This window comes from Paracoccus sp. P2 (assembly GCF_046335115.1).
Classification (GTDB): domain Bacteria; phylum Pseudomonadota; class Alphaproteobacteria; order Rhodobacterales; family Rhodobacteraceae; genus Paracoccus; species Paracoccus pantotrophus.
In genome coordinates this window covers 63,745-81,974 of the sequence record NZ_JBGOSN010000005.1, presented here as the reverse complement: position 1 = coordinate 81,974, position 18,230 = coordinate 63,745, and the positions used below count along the sequence as shown (strand labels likewise).

General features: G+C 68.6%; 19 protein-coding genes. 8 read left to right on the top strand and 11 right to left on the bottom strand.

The genetic code is table 11. The features are described from left to right. The first annotated feature begins 10 nt into the window (after positions 1-10). Positions 11-898: a cation diffusion facilitator family transporter gene (locus tag ACDP63_RS05050; RefSeq protein ID WP_024842988.1), complete on the top strand. Its 888-nt coding sequence runs from the start codon at positions 11-13 to the stop codon at positions 896-898. On the opposite strand, the gene ACDP63_RS05045 is transcribed toward ACDP63_RS05050, so the two are convergent. The 5 genes from ACDP63_RS05045 to ACDP63_RS05025 form a co-directional block, all read right to left on the bottom strand. Beyond that, the gene (locus ACDP63_RS05045) at positions 895-1,887 is read right to left on the bottom strand and encodes an ABC transporter ATP-binding protein (protein ID WP_024842989.1); all 993 of its coding nucleotides are present in this window, start codon (positions 1,885-1,887) and stop codon (positions 895-897) included. The genes ACDP63_RS05050 and ACDP63_RS05045 overlap by 4 nt on opposite strands. 25 nt (positions 1,888-1,912) lie before the next feature. Next, positions 1,913-2,752: a carbohydrate ABC transporter permease gene (locus tag ACDP63_RS05040; protein ID WP_024842990.1), complete on the bottom strand. Its 840-nt coding sequence runs from the start codon at positions 2,750-2,752 to the stop codon at positions 1,913-1,915. Positions 2,753-2,762: 10 nt separating this feature from the next. Next, complete coding sequence (locus ACDP63_RS05035; RefSeq protein ID WP_024842991.1) at positions 2,763-3,680, bottom strand: carbohydrate ABC transporter permease; 918 nt, start codon at positions 3,678-3,680, stop codon at positions 2,763-2,765. Between the two features lie 93 nt (positions 3,681-3,773). Beyond that, the gene (locus ACDP63_RS05030; RefSeq protein WP_024842992.1) at positions 3,774-5,033 is read right to left on the bottom strand and encodes an ABC transporter substrate-binding protein; all 1,260 of its coding nucleotides are present in this window, start codon (positions 5,031-5,033) and stop codon (positions 3,774-3,776) included. A gap of 48 nt (positions 5,034-5,081) precedes the next feature. Beyond that, positions 5,082-5,960, bottom strand: a complete 879-nt coding sequence (locus ACDP63_RS05025) for an N-acetylmuramic acid 6-phosphate etherase (protein ID WP_024842993.1) — start codon at positions 5,958-5,960, stop codon at positions 5,082-5,084. A gap of 153 nt (positions 5,961-6,113) precedes the next feature. On the opposite strand from ACDP63_RS05025, the gene ACDP63_RS05020 reads away from it, so the two are divergent. From ACDP63_RS05020 to ACDP63_RS04990, 7 genes are all read left to right on the top strand, one after another. Beyond that, the gene (locus ACDP63_RS05020; RefSeq protein WP_024842994.1) at positions 6,114-6,947 is read left to right on the top strand and encodes a BadF/BadG/BcrA/BcrD ATPase family protein; all 834 of its coding nucleotides are present in this window, start codon (positions 6,114-6,116) and stop codon (positions 6,945-6,947) included. Further along, positions 6,947-7,714, top strand: a complete 768-nt coding sequence (locus tag ACDP63_RS05015; RefSeq protein ID WP_024842995.1) for a GntR family transcriptional regulator — start codon at positions 6,947-6,949, stop codon at positions 7,712-7,714. The genes ACDP63_RS05020 and ACDP63_RS05015 overlap by 1 nt, the downstream gene beginning before the upstream one ends. After that, complete coding sequence (locus ACDP63_RS05010; RefSeq protein WP_024842996.1) at positions 7,714-8,739, top strand: SIS domain-containing protein; 1,026 nt, start codon at positions 7,714-7,716, stop codon at positions 8,737-8,739. The genes ACDP63_RS05015 and ACDP63_RS05010 overlap by 1 nt, the downstream gene beginning before the upstream one ends. After that, complete coding sequence (gene nagA, locus ACDP63_RS05005; protein WP_024842997.1) at positions 8,739-9,863, top strand: N-acetylglucosamine-6-phosphate deacetylase; 1,125 nt, start codon at positions 8,739-8,741, stop codon at positions 9,861-9,863. Before ACDP63_RS05010 ends, nagA begins: the two co-directional genes overlap by 1 nt. A 93-nt stretch (positions 9,864-9,956) precedes the next feature. Further along, positions 9,957-10,826, top strand: coding sequence for a Crp/Fnr family transcriptional regulator (locus ACDP63_RS05000; RefSeq protein ID WP_409927844.1), 870 nt, complete (start codon positions 9,957-9,959; stop codon positions 10,824-10,826). Between the two features lie 33 nt (positions 10,827-10,859). Then, on the top strand, positions 10,860-11,519 hold the full coding sequence (locus ACDP63_RS04995; protein ID WP_409927843.1) for a hypothetical protein: 660 nt from the start codon (positions 10,860-10,862) through the stop codon (positions 11,517-11,519). Between the two features lie 133 nt (positions 11,520-11,652). Further along, on the top strand, positions 11,653-12,780 hold the full coding sequence (locus ACDP63_RS04990) for a helix-turn-helix transcriptional regulator (protein WP_024843000.1): 1,128 nt from the start codon (positions 11,653-11,655) through the stop codon (positions 12,778-12,780). A 12-nt stretch (positions 12,781-12,792) separates the two neighbouring features. Here the strand turns inward: ACDP63_RS04990 and ACDP63_RS04985 are convergent, their stop codons facing one another. The 6 genes from ACDP63_RS04985 to ACDP63_RS04960 are packed head-to-tail and all read right to left on the bottom strand — an operon-like array spanning position 12,793 to position 18,164. Beyond that, on the bottom strand, positions 12,793-13,026 hold the full coding sequence (locus tag ACDP63_RS04985) for a cytochrome C oxidase subunit IV family protein (RefSeq protein ID WP_024843001.1): 234 nt from the start codon (positions 13,024-13,026) through the stop codon (positions 12,793-12,795). Between the two features lie 3 nt (positions 13,027-13,029). Beyond that, entirely contained in the window at positions 13,030-13,566 is a 537-nt protein-coding gene (locus ACDP63_RS04980) for a cytochrome c oxidase subunit 3 (protein WP_024843002.1), read from the bottom strand. Then, positions 13,566-15,482, bottom strand: coding sequence for a nitric oxide reductase activation protein NorD (locus ACDP63_RS04975; RefSeq protein WP_024843003.1), 1,917 nt, complete (start codon positions 15,480-15,482; stop codon positions 13,566-13,568). The genes ACDP63_RS04980 and ACDP63_RS04975 overlap by 1 nt, the downstream gene beginning before the upstream one ends. Before the next feature lie 11 nt (positions 15,483-15,493). Then, the gene (locus ACDP63_RS04970; protein WP_024843004.1) at positions 15,494-16,306 is read right to left on the bottom strand and encodes a CbbQ/NirQ/NorQ/GpvN family protein; all 813 of its coding nucleotides are present in this window, start codon (positions 16,304-16,306) and stop codon (positions 15,494-15,496) included. A gap of 3 nt (positions 16,307-16,309) precedes the next feature. Then, a complete protein-coding gene (locus ACDP63_RS04965) occupies positions 16,310-17,698 on the bottom strand; it encodes a cbb3-type cytochrome c oxidase subunit I (protein ID WP_024843005.1) in 1,389 nt (462 codons plus the stop codon). 13 nt (positions 17,699-17,711) lie between these two features. Beyond that, positions 17,712-18,164 carry a c-type cytochrome gene (locus ACDP63_RS04960; RefSeq protein ID WP_024843006.1) on the bottom strand — a complete coding sequence of 151 codons (453 nt, stop codon included), beginning with the start codon at positions 18,162-18,164 and terminating at the stop codon, positions 17,712-17,714. Positions 18,165-18,230: the final 66 nt, after the last annotated feature.

Below are 18,230 nucleotides of genomic sequence, written 5' to 3'. Positions count from 1 at the left end.
GGAAGCGCCCATGTCCGCGACCGAAAAGATCGCCCTTGGCAGCATCCTCGTCGGGCTGGTCGTTCTGGCGCTCAAGGCCCTGGCCTGGTGGCTGACCGGCTCGGTCGCGCTGCTGTCGGATGCGCTGGAAAGCACGGTGAACGTGGCCACCGCCGTCGCCGCGCTAATCGCGATCCGGGTCGCGGCCAAGCCCGCCGACCGCGGCCATCCCTATGGCCATCACAAGGCCGAGTTCTTCAGCGCCGTGCTGGAGGGGGTGATGATCATCGTTGCCGCGTTGCTGATCCTGCGCGAGGCCTGGCACGGTTTCCAGAATCCGCGCATGCTGGACGCCCCGGTCGAGGGGTTGCTGGTCAACGGCCTGGCCAGCCTCATCAACGGGCTGTGGTGCTGGCTGCTGATCAGCCGCGGCCGGCGGTTGAAATCGCCGGCGCTGGTCGCGGACGGGCGGCACCTGCTGTCGGACGTGGTCTCGTCCGTGGGCGTGGTGGCCGGCGTGGCGCTGGCGGTCGCCACCGGCTGGGCGGTGCTGGACCCGGCGCTGGCGGCACTGGTCGCGCTGAACATCCTGTGGTCGGGCTGGAAGGTCATGGCCAGCTCGCTCTCGGGGCTGATGGACGAGGCGGTGTCCGAGGACACGCTGGCCGAGATCCGCGCCACCATCTCGGGCGCCGCAGCCGGCGCCATCGAGGCGCATGACCTGCGCACCCGCCACGCCGGGCCGCGCACCTTCATCGACTTCCACCTGGTGGTGGACGGCCAGACCACGGTCGATGCCGCCCACGACATCTGCGACCGCATCGAACAGGCGCTCCGGCGCAAGCTGCCCGGCGCGCTGATCACCATCCATGTCGAGCCCGAGCACAAGGCCAAGCATTCGGGCGTCGTGGTGATCTAGCGCAGCCGCCTTCCCTCGGCATCGAAGTGAAAGGCGCGGTTCGGCTCGAAGCCCAGGCCCACCACCTCGTCCACGGCATAGTCCTGCTCGCCGAACAGCCGCACGGTCAAGAGGCCGTGGTCCTCCGAGGAAAGATAGACCAGCGTCTCACCGCCCAGCTTCTCGACATGGCTGACGCGGCCGCTGATCTGCCCGCCGCCGGGCGTCAGATGCTCGGGACGGATGCCCAGCCGATGCGAGCGCAGGCCCAGCTTGCCGGCATCCAGGAAATTCATCTGCGGGCTGCCGATGAAGCCGGCGACGAAGGTGTTGTCGGGATCATTGTAAAGGTCCATCGGCCGGCCCACCTGCTCGACCACGCCGCCGCGCAGCACGACGATCTTGTCGGCCAGCGTCATCGCCTCGACCTGGTCATGGGTGACATAGATCATCGTCGCGCCCAGCTCGCGATGCAGCCGGGCGATCTCGATCCGGGTCTGCACGCGCAGCGCGGCGTCGAGGTTCGACAGCGGCTCGTCGAACAAAAACAGCTTCGGCCGCCGCACGATGGCGCGGCCGATGGCGACGCGCTGGCGCTGCCCGCCCGACAGCTCGGCCGGGCGCCGCTCCAGCAGGGGCGTCAGGGCCAGCATCTCGGCCGCCTTCTCGGTCGCCGCCTCGATCTGCGCGCGGGGCGTGCCGGCCTGTTTCAGCGCCAGCCCCATATTGTCGCGCACGGTCAGGTGCGGGTAAAGCGCATAGCTCTGGAACACCATGGCGATCTCGCGCCGGGCCGGGGCCAGGTCGTTGACGCGCGCGCCGTCGATCACCACGTCGCCCGAGGTCACATCCTCGAGCCCGGCGATCATGCGCAGCAGCGTGGACTTGCCGCAGCCCGAGGGGCCGACGAAGACGCAGAACTCGCCATCCTCGACATTCAGGTCCACGCCCTTGATGACCTGGGTGGCGCCGAAGGACTTGGTGACTTGGGTAAGGGTCAGGGCTCCCATCGGGATCTCCTTGCTGCAAGACGGATCATTTGACGGCGCCGGCGGTGATGCCGCGGATCAGCTGGCGCGAGAAGATCAGGTAAAGCACCAGCACCGGCAGGATGGCGAGGCTCAGCGCCGCCAGCACGGCGTTCCAGTTGGTGACGAACTGGCCGATGAAGACCTGGCTGCCCAGGGTGACGGTCTTGGTCGCCTCGCTCGGCGCCAGAATCAGCGGGAACCACAGGTCGTTCCAGATCGGGATCATGGTGAAGACGGCGACGGTGGCCATGGCCGGCCGCACCAGCGGCAGCACCAGCCGGAAGAAGATGGTGTATTCCGACAGCCCGTCGATGCGCCCGGCATTCTTCAGATCGTCCGAGACGCCGCGCATGAACTCGGACAGGATGAACACCGCCAGCGGCAGCCCCTGCGCGGTATAGACCAGCACCAACGCCGTCAGCGTGTTGACCAGCCCCGAGGCCACCATCATCTGCAATATGGCGACGGTGCCCAGCCGGATCGGGATCATGATCCCCAGCGCCAGATACAGCCCCATCAGCATATTGCCGCGAAAGCGGTATTCCGACAGGGCAAAGGCTGCCATGGCGCCGAACAGCAGCACGAAGAACAGGCTGGCCACGGTCACGATCAGCGAGTTCTGGAAGTAGAGGACGAAATCCCCCTGCGCCAGCACCGTGCGATAGCCGACCAGGTCGAAGCTTTCCGGCCCCGGCACGGCCAGCGGATCGGCGAATATCGCCCGGCGGGTCTTGAAGCTGTTGATGACCACGACGAAGACCGGGAACAGCGCGATCACCGTGTAAAGGATCAGCACGGCATGGGCGGCCAGGCTGCGGGCGGTGGAATGGCGGGCTTGGCTCATGGCTCTCCCCTCAGAACTGATAGCGGCGCAGCCGGCGCTGGATGGCGAACAGGTAGAAGCTGACGCCCAGCAGGATGATGCCGAACATGGCGGTGGCGATGGTCGCGCCCATATGCGGATCGCCGATCTGCAACTGGAAACCGAAGAAAGTGCGGTAAAGGAACGTCCCCAGGATATCGGTCGAGAAATTCGGCCCCGCCAGCGCGCCTTGCGTCACATAGATCAGGTCGAAGGCGTTGAAATTGCCGACGAAGGTCAGGATCGAGATGATGCCGATCGAAGGCAGGATCAGCGGCAGCTTGATCTTCCAGAACTGCGACCAGCCGGTGACGCCGTCCATCTCGGCCGCCTCGATCACCTCGTCGGGGATCGCGAGCAGCGCGGCATAGATCAGCATCATCGGGATGCCGACGAACTGCCAGACCGAGATCAGCGCCAGCGTGGTCAGCGCCGTACCCTCGCGGCCCAGCCAGGGCGCGAACAGCGACTTCAGCCCGACGGCGTCCAGCATGCCGGGCGCGATGCCCCAGATCGGCGACAGGATCAGCTTCCAGACGAAGCCGACGATGACGAAGCTCAGGATGGTCGGGATGAAGATGGCGGTGCGATAAAACGCCGCCCCCCGCAGCCGCGGCGAGCTCAGCAGCGCCGCCAGCGCCACGCCGACCGGGTTCTGCACCAGCATGTGCACCAGGAAGAACCAGGCATTGTTGCCCAGCGCGTTCCAGAAGCTCGCCGACCAGCGCGGATCGCCGAACAGCGTGGCAAAGTTCCGCAGGCCCACGAAGACCCGCCCCTCCTCGCCGGTATTGAACAGCGACAGGTTCAGCGTCCCGAACAGCGGCACGATCATGATGGCGGTATAGACCAGCACCGCGGGGGCAAGAAACACCGCGATATGCCAGCGAAACGCTTTCCGCTGCGCCATGACGCCCTCCTTCTCCGTTTGAAAAATACCCTCGGGGGGTGCGGGGGGCAGAAGGCCCCCCGCCGCCGCCGGGCCGTCAGGCCCGGCAGGCCGTCACTTCTGCTGCGGCGCGTACCACGCGGCCAGGCCCTGCTGCTGCCGCTCGGCCGCGGCCTCGGGCGTCTCGGCGCCGGTGATGACATTGGCCGAGGCGGTCCAGGTCTCGTTCTCCAGGTTCGGCGTGCCCCGCGACAGGATCTGGTAGGTCGAGCGGATGGTCGGCTCGCAGCTTTCGCGCCAGCCGACGAATTCCTTCGCCAGCGGGTCTTCCATCTCGACCGGCGCCGAATTCAGCGAGAAGAAGCCCGGCAGCGCATTGGCATAAAGCGAGGCGAATTCCGACGAGCCGACCCATTCCAGGAATTTCCGCGCTTCTTCCGGGTGCTTCGTCGCGGCATTCATCCCCAGGGCGATATCGGTATGGTCGCTGATATGGCAGGTATCGCCCTCGGCCGGGACCGGCGGCGGAAACGCACCCATCTCGAAGGCGCCGCCGATCTGCGGGCCGAAGACGCCGATCTCCCAGGATCCGGCCGGATAGATGGCGGCGCGGCCCAGGGTGAACAGGTTCTGGCTGTCGGGATAGGTCTGCGCCTCGAACCCGTCGCCCAGGTAGTCCTTCCATTTCGCCAGCTGGCGGAAGGGCGCGACCCAAGGCTCGTCGGTCAGCTTTTGCGTGCCCTCGATCAGCGCCTTGCGGCCTTCCTCGCCCTGCCAGTAGTTCGGGCCGATATTCTGGTAGCCCATGGTCGCGGCCTCCCACTGGTCCGCCGTGCCCATGGCCATCGGGATATAGCTGCCATCCTCCTTGATCTTGTCGAGCAGGGCAAAGAACTCCGCCTCGGTCTTGGGCGGCACCAGGCCCAGTTCCTCGAAGGCGGTCTTGTTGTAGATGAAGCCATGGATGACCGAGGCCATCGGCACGCAGAAGGTCTGGGCGCCGTCATCGGTCTGCCAGGCCGATTTCGCCACGTCCGAGAAATTCGCCATCGCCGCCAGGTCGCTCAGATCGGCCAGCTTGCCCTTCTTGAACAGCTCCAGCGAGGCGTCGAAGGGCCGGCAGGTGATCAGATCGCCCGCCGAGCCCGCATCCAGCTTGGAATTCAGCACCGCGTTGTATTCCGGCGGCGCCGAGGGCGCGAAATTGATCTTGATGCCGGGATTGGCCGCCTCGAAGGCCGGGATGATCTTTTCCTGCCAGATGGCAAGGTCGTCGTTGCGCCAGCTTTCGATGGTCAGCGTCACGTCCTGGGCCCAGGCGGCGCTGCCCAGCAGGGTGCTGGCCAGCAGCGCCAGGCGGATGGTCTTGGTCATGGTCTTCTCCCTTCGGCATCGGGTCTCTCGCGGACCCTCCGGTTGCAATCAGATCAGCGGGGCCAGCAGGCCCCCGGTTTCGGCCAGCCGCGCCCGGGCCGCGTCGGGCGCCGTGCCGCGCGCGACCAGGATGGCGGGCTTGACCGCGCCGCCGGTATGCGACAGCGCCGCCTCGGCCGCGTCGCGCCCGACCCCGGCCACGGCGGCGACGATGCGGGCGGCGCGGTCCACCAGCTTGATATTGTCGGCCACCAGATTGACCATGTAGCCGTCATGGACATGGCCCAGCCGGATCGCCACCAGCACCGACAGCATGTTCAGCGCCACCTTCTGCGCCGTGGCCGCCCCCATGCGGGTCGAGCCCGAAACCACCTCGGCCCCGGTCTCGATCAGCACCGGGATATCGGCGCGTTCCAGCAGGGCCGAGCCCGCCACATTGGCAAGGCCGGCGACGGTCACGCCCCGCTCCTGCGCCGCCGCGCAGATCGCCAGCGCATAGGGCGTCCGCCCCGAGGCCGAGAGGCACAGAAGCACGTCCCCCGCCGCTAGCCCCGAACGGTCCAGATCGGCCAGCGCAAGCCGCGGGTCGTCCTCGACGCTGCCTTGCAGGTGCAAAAGCGCCTCGGTACCGCCGGCGAACATCATCGGCGTGCGCTCCGGCGCGATGCCGAAGGTGCCGGCCAGTTCCAGGCAATCCGCCAGCGCCATCAGCCCCGAGGAACCGGCCCCGGCATAGCCGAGCTTGCCGCCCCGGCGCAGCGCCCCTGCTGCGGCCTCGGCCGCGCGTTCCAGCGCCGGCAAGGCGGGCTGCAACGCAGCCAGCGCCGCGACCTGCGCCTCCAGAAGGACGCGCAGCACCTCGCCGCCCGGACGGGCGTGAAGCCCTGCGGATGCCGGATGCCTTGCCTCGGTGCCGGATGCGGTCATGTGATTCCCCCTGTCCCATCGATAATGCCAAAACAATACCACTTGTAAAGACCCTTCTTCAATATTCGCCAGAATTGGCATTTTGTGGCGATTGCGAAAATAGCTCTTCCGTTTTGGTATTGTTTTGGTATCGTGCAGCCAAAGGGAGTCGCCATGTCATATTTCCTGGGCATAGACGGAGGGGGAACCGGCTGCCGCGCTGCCATCGCGGACGGCGCGGGCCGGATCATCGGCCAGGGCGCGGCCGGGCCGGCCAATATCTCGGTCGAGACCGAGGGGGCCTGCGCCAACATCCTCGCCGCCGCCCGCGCCGCGCTTCAGGACGCCGGACAGGGCCATCTGGACGAGCTGACCGCCGTGCTTGGCCTGGCCGGCGCCAATGTCACCGCCGCCGCCCGCAGCCTGCAGGCCATGCTGCCCTTTCGCCGCACGCGCATCGTCACCGATGCGGTGACCGCCGCCACCGGCGCGCTGGGGGGCGGGGACGGCATCGTCGCCGCCATGGGCACCGGCTCGGTCTTCGCGGTGCAGATCGGCGGCGCGATGCGGCAATATGGCGGGCGCGGCTTCGTCCTGGGCGACGAGGGCAGCGGCGCGGTGCTGGGCCGGGCGCTGCTGGCCGAGGCCCTGCGCGCCGAGGACGGCTTCGCGCCGATGACCCCGCTGCTGCAAGCCGTGCTGGACGAGCTGGGCGGGATCGAGGGGGTGATCTCCTTCGGCTTCCGCGCCCGGCCGGCCGAATTCGCGCAATTCGCGCCGCGCATCATTGCCGGCACCGACCCGGCGGGCGAGCGCATCTTTGCCGCGGCCGTGGCCGAGATCCGCGCCATGATCGACAGGCTGCAAGCCGGCCGCGACCTGCCGGTGGTGTTCCTGGGCGGGCTCGGCCCGCATTACGCCGCCCGGCTGCAGGGGCTGTGGCCCATCCAGCCGCCCAGGGGCTCGGGCCTCGACGGGGCACTGCATCTGGCCCGGCAGGAGGCGTGATGGGCGAGCTGTTCACCCCCGAGGCCTTCGAGGAAACCGGCGGCGGGCCGCTTTACCTGCAACTGCACCGGCTGATCGCCGAGGCCATCGCCTCGGGGCGGCTGCAACCCGGCGACAGCCTGCCGTCCGAGCGCGAGCTGGCGGCGATGACCGGCCTGTCGCGCGTCACCGTGCGCAAGGGGGTGGCGGAGCTGGTCGCCTCGGGGCAGCTGGTGCAGAAGCGCGGCTCGGGCACCTTCGTGGCGCCGAAAGTCGAGAAGCTGGAGCAGGCGCTGTCGCTTCTGACCTCCTTCACCGAGGACATGGCCCGGCGCGGCCGCAGCGTCGAAAGCCGCTGGATCGCCCGCGGGTTGCACGCCCCGGCGCCCGAAGAGGTGATGGCGCTGGGACTGGGCGTCGGCGAGAAGGTGGCGCGGCTGGAACGGGTGCGCAGCTCGGACGGGGTGCCGCTGGCCATCGAGCGCGCCTCGCTGTCGCAGGCGATCCTGCCCGATCCCGAAGGCGTCACCGATTCGCTTTACGCGGTGCTGCAGGATCGCGGGCTGCGGCCGGTGCGGGCGGTGCAGCGCATCTCGGCCGCGAACCTGAACGCCAAGGACGCCGAACTCTTGGGCGTCAGCCCCGGCGTGGCCGGGCTCAGGATCGAACGCATCTCCTACCTGCCCTCGGGCAAGGTGGTCGAGTTCACCCGCTCGCTCTATCGCGGCGATGCCTATGACTTCGCCGTGGAACTGAAACTTGCCCCGGAAGGCGAAAGGAACCCGTGATGAGCCAGACGCATATGGCGCGCGAAGTGGCCGAGATCCCCGAAGCCGCCGCCCGATTCCTGGAACGCTCGCGCGATGCGGTGGCGGACGCCGCCAGCGCCCTGCGCCGCAAGGATCCCGACCTGGTGGTGACGGTGGCGCGGGGATCCTCGGACCATGCCGCGACCTATCTGAAATACGCCATCGAGCTGGAGGCCGGGGTGCCGGTCGCCTCGGTCGGCCCCTCCATCGCCTCGATCTATCGCCGGCCCCTGCGGCTGGGCAAGGCGGCCTGCATCGGCATCTCGCAATCCGGCCGCAGCCCAGACGGGGTCGAGATGATGCGCGCCTCGGGGCAAGGGGGGGCGCTGTCCATCGCCATCACCAATGTCGAGGACAGCCCGATGGCGCAGGTCTCGGCCCATTGCCTGCCCCTTCAGGCGGGCGAGGAGAAAAGTGTCGCCGCCACCAAGACCTTCGTCTGCTCGGTGCTGGCCGGCCTGTCGCTCTTGGCGGAATGGCGCGAGGATCACGCCTTGCAGGATGCCGTCGCCGCCCTGCCCGAGGCGTTCGGGCAGGCCGTGGGGCTGGACTGGTCGCCCTTGTCGGCGCGGCTGGCGCGGGCCAGCTCGGCCTTCGTGCTGGGCCGCGGCCCCAGCTTCGCCATCGCCTGCGAATCGGCGCTGAAGTTCAAGGAAACCTCGGGCATCCATGCCGAAGCCTATTCGGCCGCCGAGGTGCTGCACGGCCCGGCCGCCATCGTGCAGGCCGGCTTCCCGGTGCTGGCGCTGGGGATCGAGGACGCCGCCCTGCCCCAGCTCAAGGCCACGGCCGAGCGGCTGGCGGCGCAGGGCGCGGATGTGTTCGTCACCGGCACCGAGGTCGGGGGCGCCGTCACCCTGCCCTCGGTCCCCGGCCTGCATCCGCTGGTGGCGCCGCTGGTGACCATCGCCGGCTTCTACGCCTTCATCGAGGGGCTGGCGCGGCGGCGCGGCTTCGACCCCGACACGCCGCCGCATCTGCGCAAGGTGACGGAGACGGTGTGATGGCGCGCGAGGTTCTGACCGGCGCGCGGATCTTCGACGGCGCGCATTTCCTCGACGGCCATGCGCTGGTGATCGAGGCGGGCAAGATCGCCGCCATCCTGCCCGAGCCCGAGGCCCCGGCCGAGGGGCGGCGGGCGGTGTCGGGCATCCTGGCTCCGGCCTTCCTGGACCTGCAGGTGAACGGCGGCGGCGGGCTGATGCTGGACGGCACGACCGATCTGGACGGGCTGCGCCGGATCTGCGCCGCGCATCGCGCGCTTGGCACGGCGGGCGTGCTGCCGACGCTGATCACCGATACGCCAGCGGCCACCGCCCATGTCATCGCGCTGGGGATCGCCGCGGCCGAGGCAGGGGTGCCGGGCTTTCTGGGCCTGCATCTGGAGGGGCCGCATCTGGACCCGCGTCGCAAGGGCGCGCATGATCCGGCTTTGATCCGGCCGATGACGGACGAGGATCTGGCGCGGCTTTGCGACGCCGCCCGCCGACTGCCGGCGCTGATGGTGACGCTGGCCCCCGAGGCGGCCAGCCCGCAGCAGATCGCCGCCCTTGCCGGGGCCGGCGCCGTGGTCAGCCTGGGCCACAGCGATTGCAGTTTCGAACAGGCGCAGGCCGCCTTTGCCGCCGGCGCCCGCTGCGCCACGCATCTGTTCAACGCCATGAGCCAGATCGGCAACCGCGCGCCGGGGCTGGTGGGCGCGGTGCTGGCCGGCGAGGCGGCGGCGGGTCTGATCGCCGACGGCATCCACGTGCATCCGGCGGTGATGCGGCTGGCGCTGGGGGCGCGGCTCGATGGCATCTTCCTGGTCAGCGACTGCATGGCCTTCGCCGGCACCGGACTGACCGAGATGGAACTGGGCGGCCGCAAGGTGCTGCGCCATGACGGGCGGCTGACGCTGGCGGACGGCACGCTGGCCGGGGCCGACCTGACCCTGCCGCAGGCCATCGCCGTGCTGGTCGGCCAGGTCGGCATCGCGCCCGAACGGGCCTTGCGCATGGCCTCGGCCATCCCCGCCGCTTTGCTGGGCTTGCAGGACCGCCATGGCACGCTGGCCCCCGGCCGCCCGGCCGACCTGGTGCTGCTGGACCACGATTTCGCCTTGCGCGCGCATTGGCTGTCGCCCTGATGGCCCCGGAATGCCGAGTGGAACGCACGGTCTTTCCCTCGCCCGCCGCTCGTGCCACACTCGGACCCGCGCGAAACCAAGGATGAGGCTGCGATGAACGCCCCCCTGCCCGAGGCGGTGAAGAAATCCGTTCTGCTGAACGGGCTGGCCCCCGAAGTGCGCGACAAGCTGCTGAAGGACGCCCAGCGGCGCAGCTATCGCGAGGGCGAGACCATCTTCCTGCAAGGCGATCCGGCGCGGGCGGTGTTCATCGTGCTGAACGGCTTCATCAAGCTGTCGCGGCTGACCCCCGGCGGGTCCGAGGCGGTGGTGGCGATCCTGGGCCGCAACCGCAGCTTTGCCGAGGCGATGGCGCTGCGCGGCACGCCCTATCCCGTCTCGGCCGAGGCGGTGTCGGACTGCACGGTGCTGCAAATCGACGGGGCCCGGCTGCGCCAGCTTTTGCTGGAGAACCAGGAATTCGCCATCGGCCTGCTTGCCTCGACCTTCGTGCATCTGCAGGGGCTGGTGGACCAGATCGAAAAGCTCAAGGCCCATACCGGGGTGCAGCGGGTGGCGCAGTTCCTGGCCGACCTGTCCGATGCCGTGGCCGGCCCGACCGAGGTCCGGCTGCCCTATAACAAGCGCCTTATCGCCGGACATCTGGGCATGCAGCCCGAAAGCCTGTCGCGCGCCTTCGCCCGGCTGCGCCAGCATGGCGTCGAGGTCGAGGCCGACNGGCCGCCGCCAGCAGGCCCACGGCCGCGGTCATCTCGCTCTGGTTCACCTGGTCGGCGGTCGCGGGGTCCAGCCCGGACGTGTCGCAGGCCGACAGCAGCATCAATGGCAACAAGGCGCTGGCAAAAACTAGGCTGCGGTGCATTTCAACCTCTCCATGAAAAGCAATGCAGCATGGCTATCGCGCAACCGCCCGCGCCGGCTTCACCCGATCGGGTGAAGCCGGCGCGGGCGGTTGCGCGATAGCCATGCTGCATTGCTTTTCATGGAGAGGTTGAAATGCACCGCAGCCTAGTTTTTGCCAGCGCCTTGTTGCCATTGATGCTGCTGTCGGCCTGCGACACGTCCGGGCTGGACCCCGCGACCGCCGACCAGGTGAACCAGAGCGAGATGACCGCGGCCGTGGGCCTGCTGGCGGCGGCCTTCGGCGGGGACGCCTATCGCGACGCCGGGCTCCAGGTCGCGACCGCCAGCCTGAACGACGCCGCCATGCGGCGTTCGGCGGCCGAAGCCGCGCCTGCCGCCACGGGATCGCCGATCCAAGGCGCGACCGCCACGCTGAAGGCGCCCGCATCGTCCCCGGGCGCGGCCTCGGCGGGGGCGCCCAGGCCCGGCACCGGGAAATGCGAACAGCGGCCGCAATGCCGCGCGGCAAGCGGCCGGCTCAGCGACTATTCCGACCGGCTGATCGCCCTGGGCGCGCAAGGCGGAAGCTCGGTCCATGTCTCGGCCAAGATGGCGTGGTGCGGCGCGAACAGGGGAATCGCCACGCTGGAGACCTGCCTGGCCGAGGCAAGGGCGGCCGGGGACGCCGAATGCAGCGCCGACATCCAGACCGCCTTGCAGAATACCCGCCACCTTGCCGCCGAGGCGCGGCAGACCGCCAACCAGTCCTATGCCTATGCGCCGGACGGCTGGATGAGCAGCTGCCCCGCGTAGCCTGCGGGGCGCGGCGCGCCTGCCCGCCGCGGCGCGCCGTCGTCGAAAATGCAGCCACAACCATAGCCTTGCCCCGTATCGGCGCTTGACACGCTGGGATCCGAAAATAACCTCGAACCGAGGGGTTATCAGTATGAGCGGTATTCGGGCGATCCATGAACGGCATGAGGAACGGCTGATCGACCTGATCTATGCGATCCTGCTGGGCGAGCGGAGCTGGCAGGACTTCCTGGCCGAGATCGAGCGCGAAACGCCGGGCGGAATCGCGGGGCTGTTCCATCAGGGCATGGAAGGCGGTTGCGCCTTCATCCACAACCATATGCCCGAGCGGGCCATCGCGGATTACGGCGACTATTATGCGCTGCGCAATCCGTGGATGGAACGGGCGATGCGCGCGCCCACGCGTCAATCCATGCCGGCACATCACCTGGTTCCGCATGAAGAGCTGCTGCGCACCGAGTTCCATGACGGCTTCCTGCGGCCCCTGAGGCTCGACACGGCGGCAGGGCTGCTGATCGACATGCGCGGCTCCTGCGCGACGACGCTGACCATCATGGCCCCGCTGGGCCAGTCCGCGCTAATCGAAGCCTGGTCGCAGAGCTTCAACAGGATTTCCGGGCATCTGCAGCGGGCGGTAGCCTGGTGCCGCCGCGGCTCGGGGCTGGGCGCGCTGGCCGAACTGCCGGCGGCGCTGTCGCGGTCGCTGGATCTTGGCGTGCTGATCGTCGACGCGAACCGCAGGATGCTGCCGGTTTCGCCGGCCGCGCAGCTCTCGGATCGGATCTGGCGGGCGGTCCGGCAATCGCCCTTTGGCACGGTCGGGCTGGTCGATCAGACCGCCGACGACTGCCTGGGAGAGATGCTGTCGCGCAACTCCGCCGCGCGGAAGCGGGCCGAGTTCAGGACGGCCCAGGCCACGATCACCATGGTGCGGATCAACCGCGACGAATTGTCGGAACTGCTGCTTGGCCCCTGCGTCATGCTGGTCGTCGATCCGGGGCTGCACGGGTTCGACCTTGAACAAAAGCGCGACCGGCTGCGCCTTGCCCATGACCTGACCGCCGCGGAAGGCAGGGTGTTGGGCGGCTTGCTGCGCGGCTTCAACCTCAGGCAGATCGCCGCGGCGGCCGGCCTGTCGCACGAGACGGTGCGAACCCAGCAAAAGGCGCTGTTCGTCAAGACCGGGGTCAACAGCCAGACCCAGCTGGTCAACCTGGCGCATGGCCATCCGCCGCAGGACCGGGACGAACCGGGTCGCTGACCGGCGGGGCCGTCATATGACGTGCAGCCCCCAGATCAGCGCCAGCCAGATTGCCAGCGGCACGGTAAAGGCCGCGCGCCAGCCCGAGCCCCGGCCGAGATGCAGGAAGCCGCCCAGGATCGCGCGGGCCTTGAGAAAGGCCACCGCCAGCAGCGCCACAGCCGCGGCGGGGCCTGGCACGAAGGCCAGCGCCGTGGTGGCGACGGTCAGCGCCAGCAGGATCAGCCAGATGCGGGTCAATTCCATCCCCTAGCCCAGCAGATAGACCGGCGGCAGGATCAGCACCCAGACCAGGTCGACCATGTGCCAGAAGGCGGCGCCGGCCTGCACCTCCTCGGCACGCAGCCGGATCGCCACCAGCGCCAGCACGCCGATGCCGAACAGCACATGCGCCGCGTGAAAGCCGGTCAGCAGGTAATAGAAGGTGAAGAACGGGTGGCTTTCCATCCCCAGGCCCGCGCGCAGGTCGCCGGCATATTCCACCGCCTTCACCGCCAGGAAACCCGCGCCCCCCAGCGCCGCCAGCGCCAGCCCGATGCGGGCGCGGCGGCCGTCGCCGCGGTGGCAGGCGCGCTCGGCCAGGGCGGCGCAGAAGCCGGAAGTAACCAGGATCGCCGTGTTCAGCGCCGCCATCCAGCCGTGCAGCTGCGCCTGCGCCGCGGCAAAGCCGGCCGGGTCGGTCAGCCGCACCGCGGCCATGGCGGTGATGCCGGCGGCAAAGACCAGCAATTCGGATGCGATCAGCACCCACATGATCGGCTCGCCCGGCAGATCCTGGACCCGCATCACGCCACCAGTTGCCGATAGATCACCGGCAGCGCCGCCAGCAGCCGGTCGGGATGCGGGATCAGCGAAAAGCCGCCCTGGCCGAAAATGCGGGGAAACCAGCTTTTCGCGTCGCGGTCCACGGTGATGCCATGCACGGCATGGCCGGCGCGGCGCGCCTCGCGCACCGCCATGGCGCTGTCCTCGATGCCGTGGCGGCCCTCGTAATGGTCGAGATCGTTGGGCTTGCCGTCGGTGATGACCAGCAAAAGCCGCCGGCTGCTGGCCTGCTCTGCCAGCCCGGCCGAGGCATGGCGGATGCCGGCGCCCAGCCTTGTATAGAAGCGCGGCCGCAGCCCGGCGATGCGCTGCTCGATCGCCGTGCCCATCGGCTCGTCGAAATCCTTGCAGGCGCTGAGGAACACCCGGTCGCGTTTCAGCGAGGAAAAGGCGTTGATCGCGAAGCGGTCCCCGCAGGCGTCCAGCCCCCAGGCCAGCGCCGCCAGCGCCTCGCGCTCGATCTCAATCACCGCGCGGCCCGTCACCGCGCTTTCGGTCGAACGCGACACGTCGAGCAGGATCGACACCGCAAGGTTGCGCGCCAAGGGCCGGGACTGGCGCCAGATGCGGTCGCTGCCCTGGCCGGTGGCGCGCAGGTCGGCGGCGGCGCGGACGGTCAGTTCGGCATCCAGCTCGTCCCCGTCGCGGTGGCCGGTGGTGATGAGGCGACCGGGGCGCAGCGCCTCGAACTGGCGGCGCACGGCGCGAATGCGGGTTTGCGCGCGGGGATCCGGGGTCAGCGCCTCGTCATGCTCGGGCGCACGGTTTTCCAGCACGCGCACATGATGGGCAAGATAGCGGCCGCGCCGCGCATCCCATTCGGGATAGGTGCGAATGCCGGCGACCGCCTCAAGATCCGCATCCTCGGGCGCAAGATCGAGATGCAGGCGCAGGCGCGTCGCCGGTGCCTTGGACACCTGGCCAAGGCCCAGTTCTTCCTGGTCCTCGGCCGCCTTCTTCGCATCGTCCTGATCGTCATCGTCGACATGCCGGTTGAGGTTCATCAGGTCGGCCCAGCTCAGCAGGGCCTCGAACTTGTGCAGGATCAGGCTGTCGCGGCGCTGCGGCTGGTCGCTCTGCCGGCGGCGGGCGCGGAACATGCGCGCGCTGGCCGGGTCGGCGGCGATGCCGTCGGGCGCGTCGCCCGGCGCGGCGGCCAGCGTCGTCTCGGGCAGGGCCAGGTCGGGCCAAAGCGGCACCGGCCGCATCGGGCAATAATCGCGCGGCGCCTTGACCTGCGGATCGTCCAGCATCGGCAGCCAGTCGCGGGCCAGGGGCGGCAGGGGGGCCGGATCGCCCAGCAGGTGCCGCGCCAGCGTCTCGACCACCGCCTCGGCCGGGGGCAGCGGCGCGATGGGGCGCAGGGACAGCACCAGCGCCGCCAGGTCGCCGTAAAGCCCGGCCAGGCCCGGCGCATCCTCCAGCGTCGCGGCCACGGCGCGGCGGGCGGCGCCCAGCCGCATCAGGTCGCAACGCAGCGGATCGTCCTGCGGCGCAGCCAGGGCGCCATGCGCCGCGCAGGCCGCCAGCCACAGGTAAAGTGCCCCGTTCGCCTGACGCGAAGGCAAGGCCGCCAGCCGTTCGGGCAGACGCAGGATCTCGCCGTCGAAACTGGCGCGCGGCACCATCTCGGCCGGGGTGCCCAGCCGGCGCAGCCAGCCGATGCGATGATGCGATGCCTGGGCGGCGGCGGGCCGGATCTCGACCCCCGCGCCGCCGCCCAGGGCCCGGAACAGCACCGCGAGCCGCCCCGAGACCTCGGACAGCGCCACCGCCTGATCCTCGAATTCCTGCGGCGCGCCGAAGCTGCTGGCCCAGGCGTGCCAGATCTTGCCGACGGTTTCCTCGGGCTCCCAGGGTTCCAGATCCAGGCCCATGGCGTCCTCCCTTAACCGAAGATCGCCGCGGCCAGGTCGCGCAAGCCGCGCTTGACCTCGGCATCGTCGGTCAGGGGTTCGATCATCGCCGCCTCGATGGCGCGGTCGATGGACATGCCCCGCGCGACCAGGCTGGCGGCATAGACCACCAGCCGGGTCGAGACCCCCTCCTCCAGATCCTGGCCCTTGAGGCCGCGGATCTTGCCCGCCAGCCGCACCAGCCCCAGGGTGCGGTCGCGGTCGAGCCCGCTTTCGCGGGAAACGATCTCGGTCTCGTGCCGGGGTTCGGGAAAGTCGAACTCCATGGCCACGAAACGCTGCCGCGTCGAAGGCTTCAGCGTTTTCAGGATGTTCTGATAGCCGGGGTTGTAGGAGGCGACCAGCATGAAGCCGGGCGCCGCCTCGATTTCCTCGCCGGTGCGGTCGATGGGCAGGATGCGGCGGTCGTCGGTCAGCGGGTGCAGCACCACGGTCACATCCTTGCGCGCCTCGACCACCTCGTCGAGATAGCAGATCGCGCCCTCGCGCACGGCGCGGGTCAGCGGGCCGTCGGTCCAGACCGTCTCGCCGCCCTTGAGCAGGTAGCGCCCGATCAGGTCGGCCGCCGACAGGTCGTCATGGCAGGCCACGGTATAAAGCGGCCGGCCCAGCCGCGCCGCCATATGGGCGACGAAGCGGGTCTTGCCGCAGCCCGTCGGGCCTTTCAGCAGCACCGGCAGGTCGTTCGCGGCGGCGGCCTCGAAGACCGCGACCTCGTCGCCCTGCGGCAGGTAGAAGGGGGCGTTGGCCGCCCCGTTCCGTTCGGTTTTCACATGCGCGTTCATGGCTTACTCCGCAGCCTCCAGATGGCCGTCCTTGTGCGCCTGCACCGGGCCGGCTGTGACCACCTCGCGGCGCGGGAACAGCACCGCATAGATGAACAGCAGCGCCCCCAGCACCACGGCGACGCCCGAGCCGAAACGCATCCAGTAGAACAGCGCCAGCCCGTCCTGCACGTCCATGAAGAACCCGCCCTCGACGCGCTGCAGATGGGTCTGCACCGTGCCGGCAAAGGTCAGCGTCACCGTCATGAACACCATGCCCGAGGACATCAGCCAGAACGAGGCCATGTTCAGCACCTGGTTGTAGGGGTCGCGGTTCTTCATCAGCGGCATGCAATAGGTCACCAGCGCCAGCACCAGGCAGACATAGGCGCCATAGAAGGCCAGGTGGCCATGCGCGGCGGTGATCTGCGTGCCGTGGGTATAGTAGTTCACCCCGTGCAGCGTGTGCAGGAAACCCCAGACCCCGGCGCCGAAGAAGGCCAGCACGGTGCAGCCCAGGCTCCAGACCAGCGCGGCCTTGTTGGGATGGTCGCGCCGGCCCTTCCAGACCATGACGAAGGCGAATGACATCATGGCGAAGAAGGGCACGATCTCGAAGCTCGAGAAGATCGAGCCGATCCACTGCCAGTAAGCCGGCAGGCCGATCCAATAGTAGTGGTGCCCGGTGCCCAGGATGCCCGAGAACAGCGCCGTGGCGACGATGACGTAAAGCCATTTCTCGACCACCTCGCGGTCCACGCCGGTCAGCTTGAGCATCAGGAAGGCGAGGATGGCGGCCATGATCAGCTCCCACACGCCCTCGACCCACAGGTGGATGACCCACCACCAGTATTGCTTGTCCAGCACCAGGTTCGCCGGGTTGTAGAAGGCAAAGAGCCACAGCAGCACCAGCCCCCACAGGCCCATCAGCAGCACGTTCGTGACCGCCGTGCGCCGGCCCTTCAGCGCGGTCATGCTGACATTGTACATGAAGATCACCGCGGCGACGGCGATGCCGAGCTTGACCCATTTCGGCTGTTCCAGGAACTCGCGCCCCTCCTTGCCCAGCAGCCAGTGGCCGTGGAACAGGTCGAACAGATAGGTCACGACCACGCCCGCCGTGCCGAGCACGAAAATGCCCAGCTGGATCCAGGCCAAGAGCGGCGAATGGATCTCGCGCTCGGCCTCCTCGGGCAGGATGTAATAGGTGGCGCCGAAAAAGCCCAGGAGCAGCCAGACCACCAGGCTGTTGGTATGCAGCATCCGGGCGATGTTGAAGGGCAAGAGCTCGGACAGGAAATTCGGGCTGACATAAATCCAGCCCATGATCAGGCCGAGCGTGACCTGCACGGCGAAAAGCACCATGGCCACCAGGAAATAGGCATAGGCGATGCGTTGTGAATGGTATCTCATCTCTGTTTCCCCCTCAGCCCGCGTCGTTCGGCGGCCAGTTCTGGGTGTTGATCGTGCCTGTCCACAGCAGGAAATCGCTCAGCGCCCGGAATTCCTCGTCCGTCAGTTCGAAGCGGGGCATCTGGCGGCGGCCCTCGATGCCGGTGGGCATGGATTCCATCCAGCCCTTCAGCGTCTCGACGGCGGTTTCGGGATCGTCCTGCACGCCCCAGCGTTTCATGACATTGCCCAGTTCGGGGGCGAAATAGGCGCCCTCGCCCAGCAGGGTATGGCAGTCGATGCAGGCGTTGCGTTCCCAGACATGCTTGCCCTCGACGACCGAAGGGGTAAGCTGGCTTTCATCCACGGCCTTGGTGCGGGCATAGATATGGCTGTGTACGGTTAATGCGCCAAAGATCAGGATGAAGAATATGGACCCGCCGTAGAAGACGTTCCGGGCCATGTTCTTGGTCATGATGTCGCTCATGACGCGGGTCCCCTATTTGTTGTTTCCGATGTGACCTCACTGTCCGGCAAGCGCGAGTCGCTCATT

What these genes read in the sequence shown, in the direction of transcription:
- ACDP63_RS05050 (WP_024842988.1), top strand. Translation starts at nt 11, where the DNA reads ATGTCCGCGACCGAAAAGATCGCCCTTGGCAGCATCCTCGTCGGGCTG.
- ACDP63_RS05045 (WP_024842989.1), bottom strand. Translation starts at nt 1,887, where the DNA reads ATGGGAGCCCTGACCCTTACCCAAGTCACCAAGTCCTTCGGCGCCACC.
- ACDP63_RS05040 (WP_024842990.1), bottom strand. Translation starts at nt 2,752, where the DNA reads ATGAGCCAAGCCCGCCATTCCACCGCCCGCAGCCTGGCCGCCCATGCC.
- ACDP63_RS05035 (WP_024842991.1), bottom strand. Translation starts at nt 3,680, where the DNA reads ATGGCGCAGCGGAAAGCGTTTCGCTGGCATATCGCGGTGTTTCTTGCC.
- ACDP63_RS05030 (WP_024842992.1), bottom strand. Translation starts at nt 5,033, where the DNA reads ATGACCAAGACCATCCGCCTGGCGCTGCTGGCCAGCACCCTGCTGGGC.
- ACDP63_RS05025 (WP_024842993.1), bottom strand. Translation starts at nt 5,960, where the DNA reads ATGACCGCATCCGGCACCGAGGCAAGGCATCCGGCATCCGCAGGGCTT.
- ACDP63_RS05020 (WP_024842994.1), top strand. Translation starts at nt 6,114, where the DNA reads ATGTCATATTTCCTGGGCATAGACGGAGGGGGAACCGGCTGCCGCGCT.
- ACDP63_RS05015 (WP_024842995.1), top strand. Translation starts at nt 6,947, where the DNA reads ATGGGCGAGCTGTTCACCCCCGAGGCCTTCGAGGAAACCGGCGGCGGG.
- ACDP63_RS05010 (WP_024842996.1), top strand. Translation starts at nt 7,714, where the DNA reads ATGAGCCAGACGCATATGGCGCGCGAAGTGGCCGAGATCCCCGAAGCC.
- nagA (WP_024842997.1), top strand. Translation starts at nt 8,739, where the DNA reads ATGGCGCGCGAGGTTCTGACCGGCGCGCGGATCTTCGACGGCGCGCAT.
- ACDP63_RS04995 (WP_409927843.1), top strand. Translation starts at nt 10,860, where the DNA reads ATGCACCGCAGCCTAGTTTTTGCCAGCGCCTTGTTGCCATTGATGCTG.
- ACDP63_RS04990 (WP_024843000.1), top strand. Translation starts at nt 11,653, where the DNA reads ATGAGCGGTATTCGGGCGATCCATGAACGGCATGAGGAACGGCTGATC.
- ACDP63_RS04985 (WP_024843001.1), bottom strand. Translation starts at nt 13,026, where the DNA reads ATGGAATTGACCCGCATCTGGCTGATCCTGCTGGCGCTGACCGTCGCC.
- ACDP63_RS04980 (WP_024843002.1), bottom strand. Translation starts at nt 13,566, where the DNA reads ATGCGGGTCCAGGATCTGCCGGGCGAGCCGATCATGTGGGTGCTGATC.
- ACDP63_RS04975 (WP_024843003.1), bottom strand. Translation starts at nt 15,482, where the DNA reads ATGGGCCTGGATCTGGAACCCTGGGAGCCCGAGGAAACCGTCGGCAAG.
- ACDP63_RS04970 (WP_024843004.1), bottom strand. Translation starts at nt 16,306, where the DNA reads ATGAACGCGCATGTGAAAACCGAACGGAACGGGGCGGCCAACGCCCCC.
- ACDP63_RS04965 (WP_024843005.1), bottom strand. Translation starts at nt 17,698, where the DNA reads ATGAGATACCATTCACAACGCATCGCCTATGCCTATTTCCTGGTGGCC.
- ACDP63_RS04960 (WP_024843006.1), bottom strand. Translation starts at nt 18,164, where the DNA reads ATGAGCGACATCATGACCAAGAACATGGCCCGGAACGTCTTCTACGGC.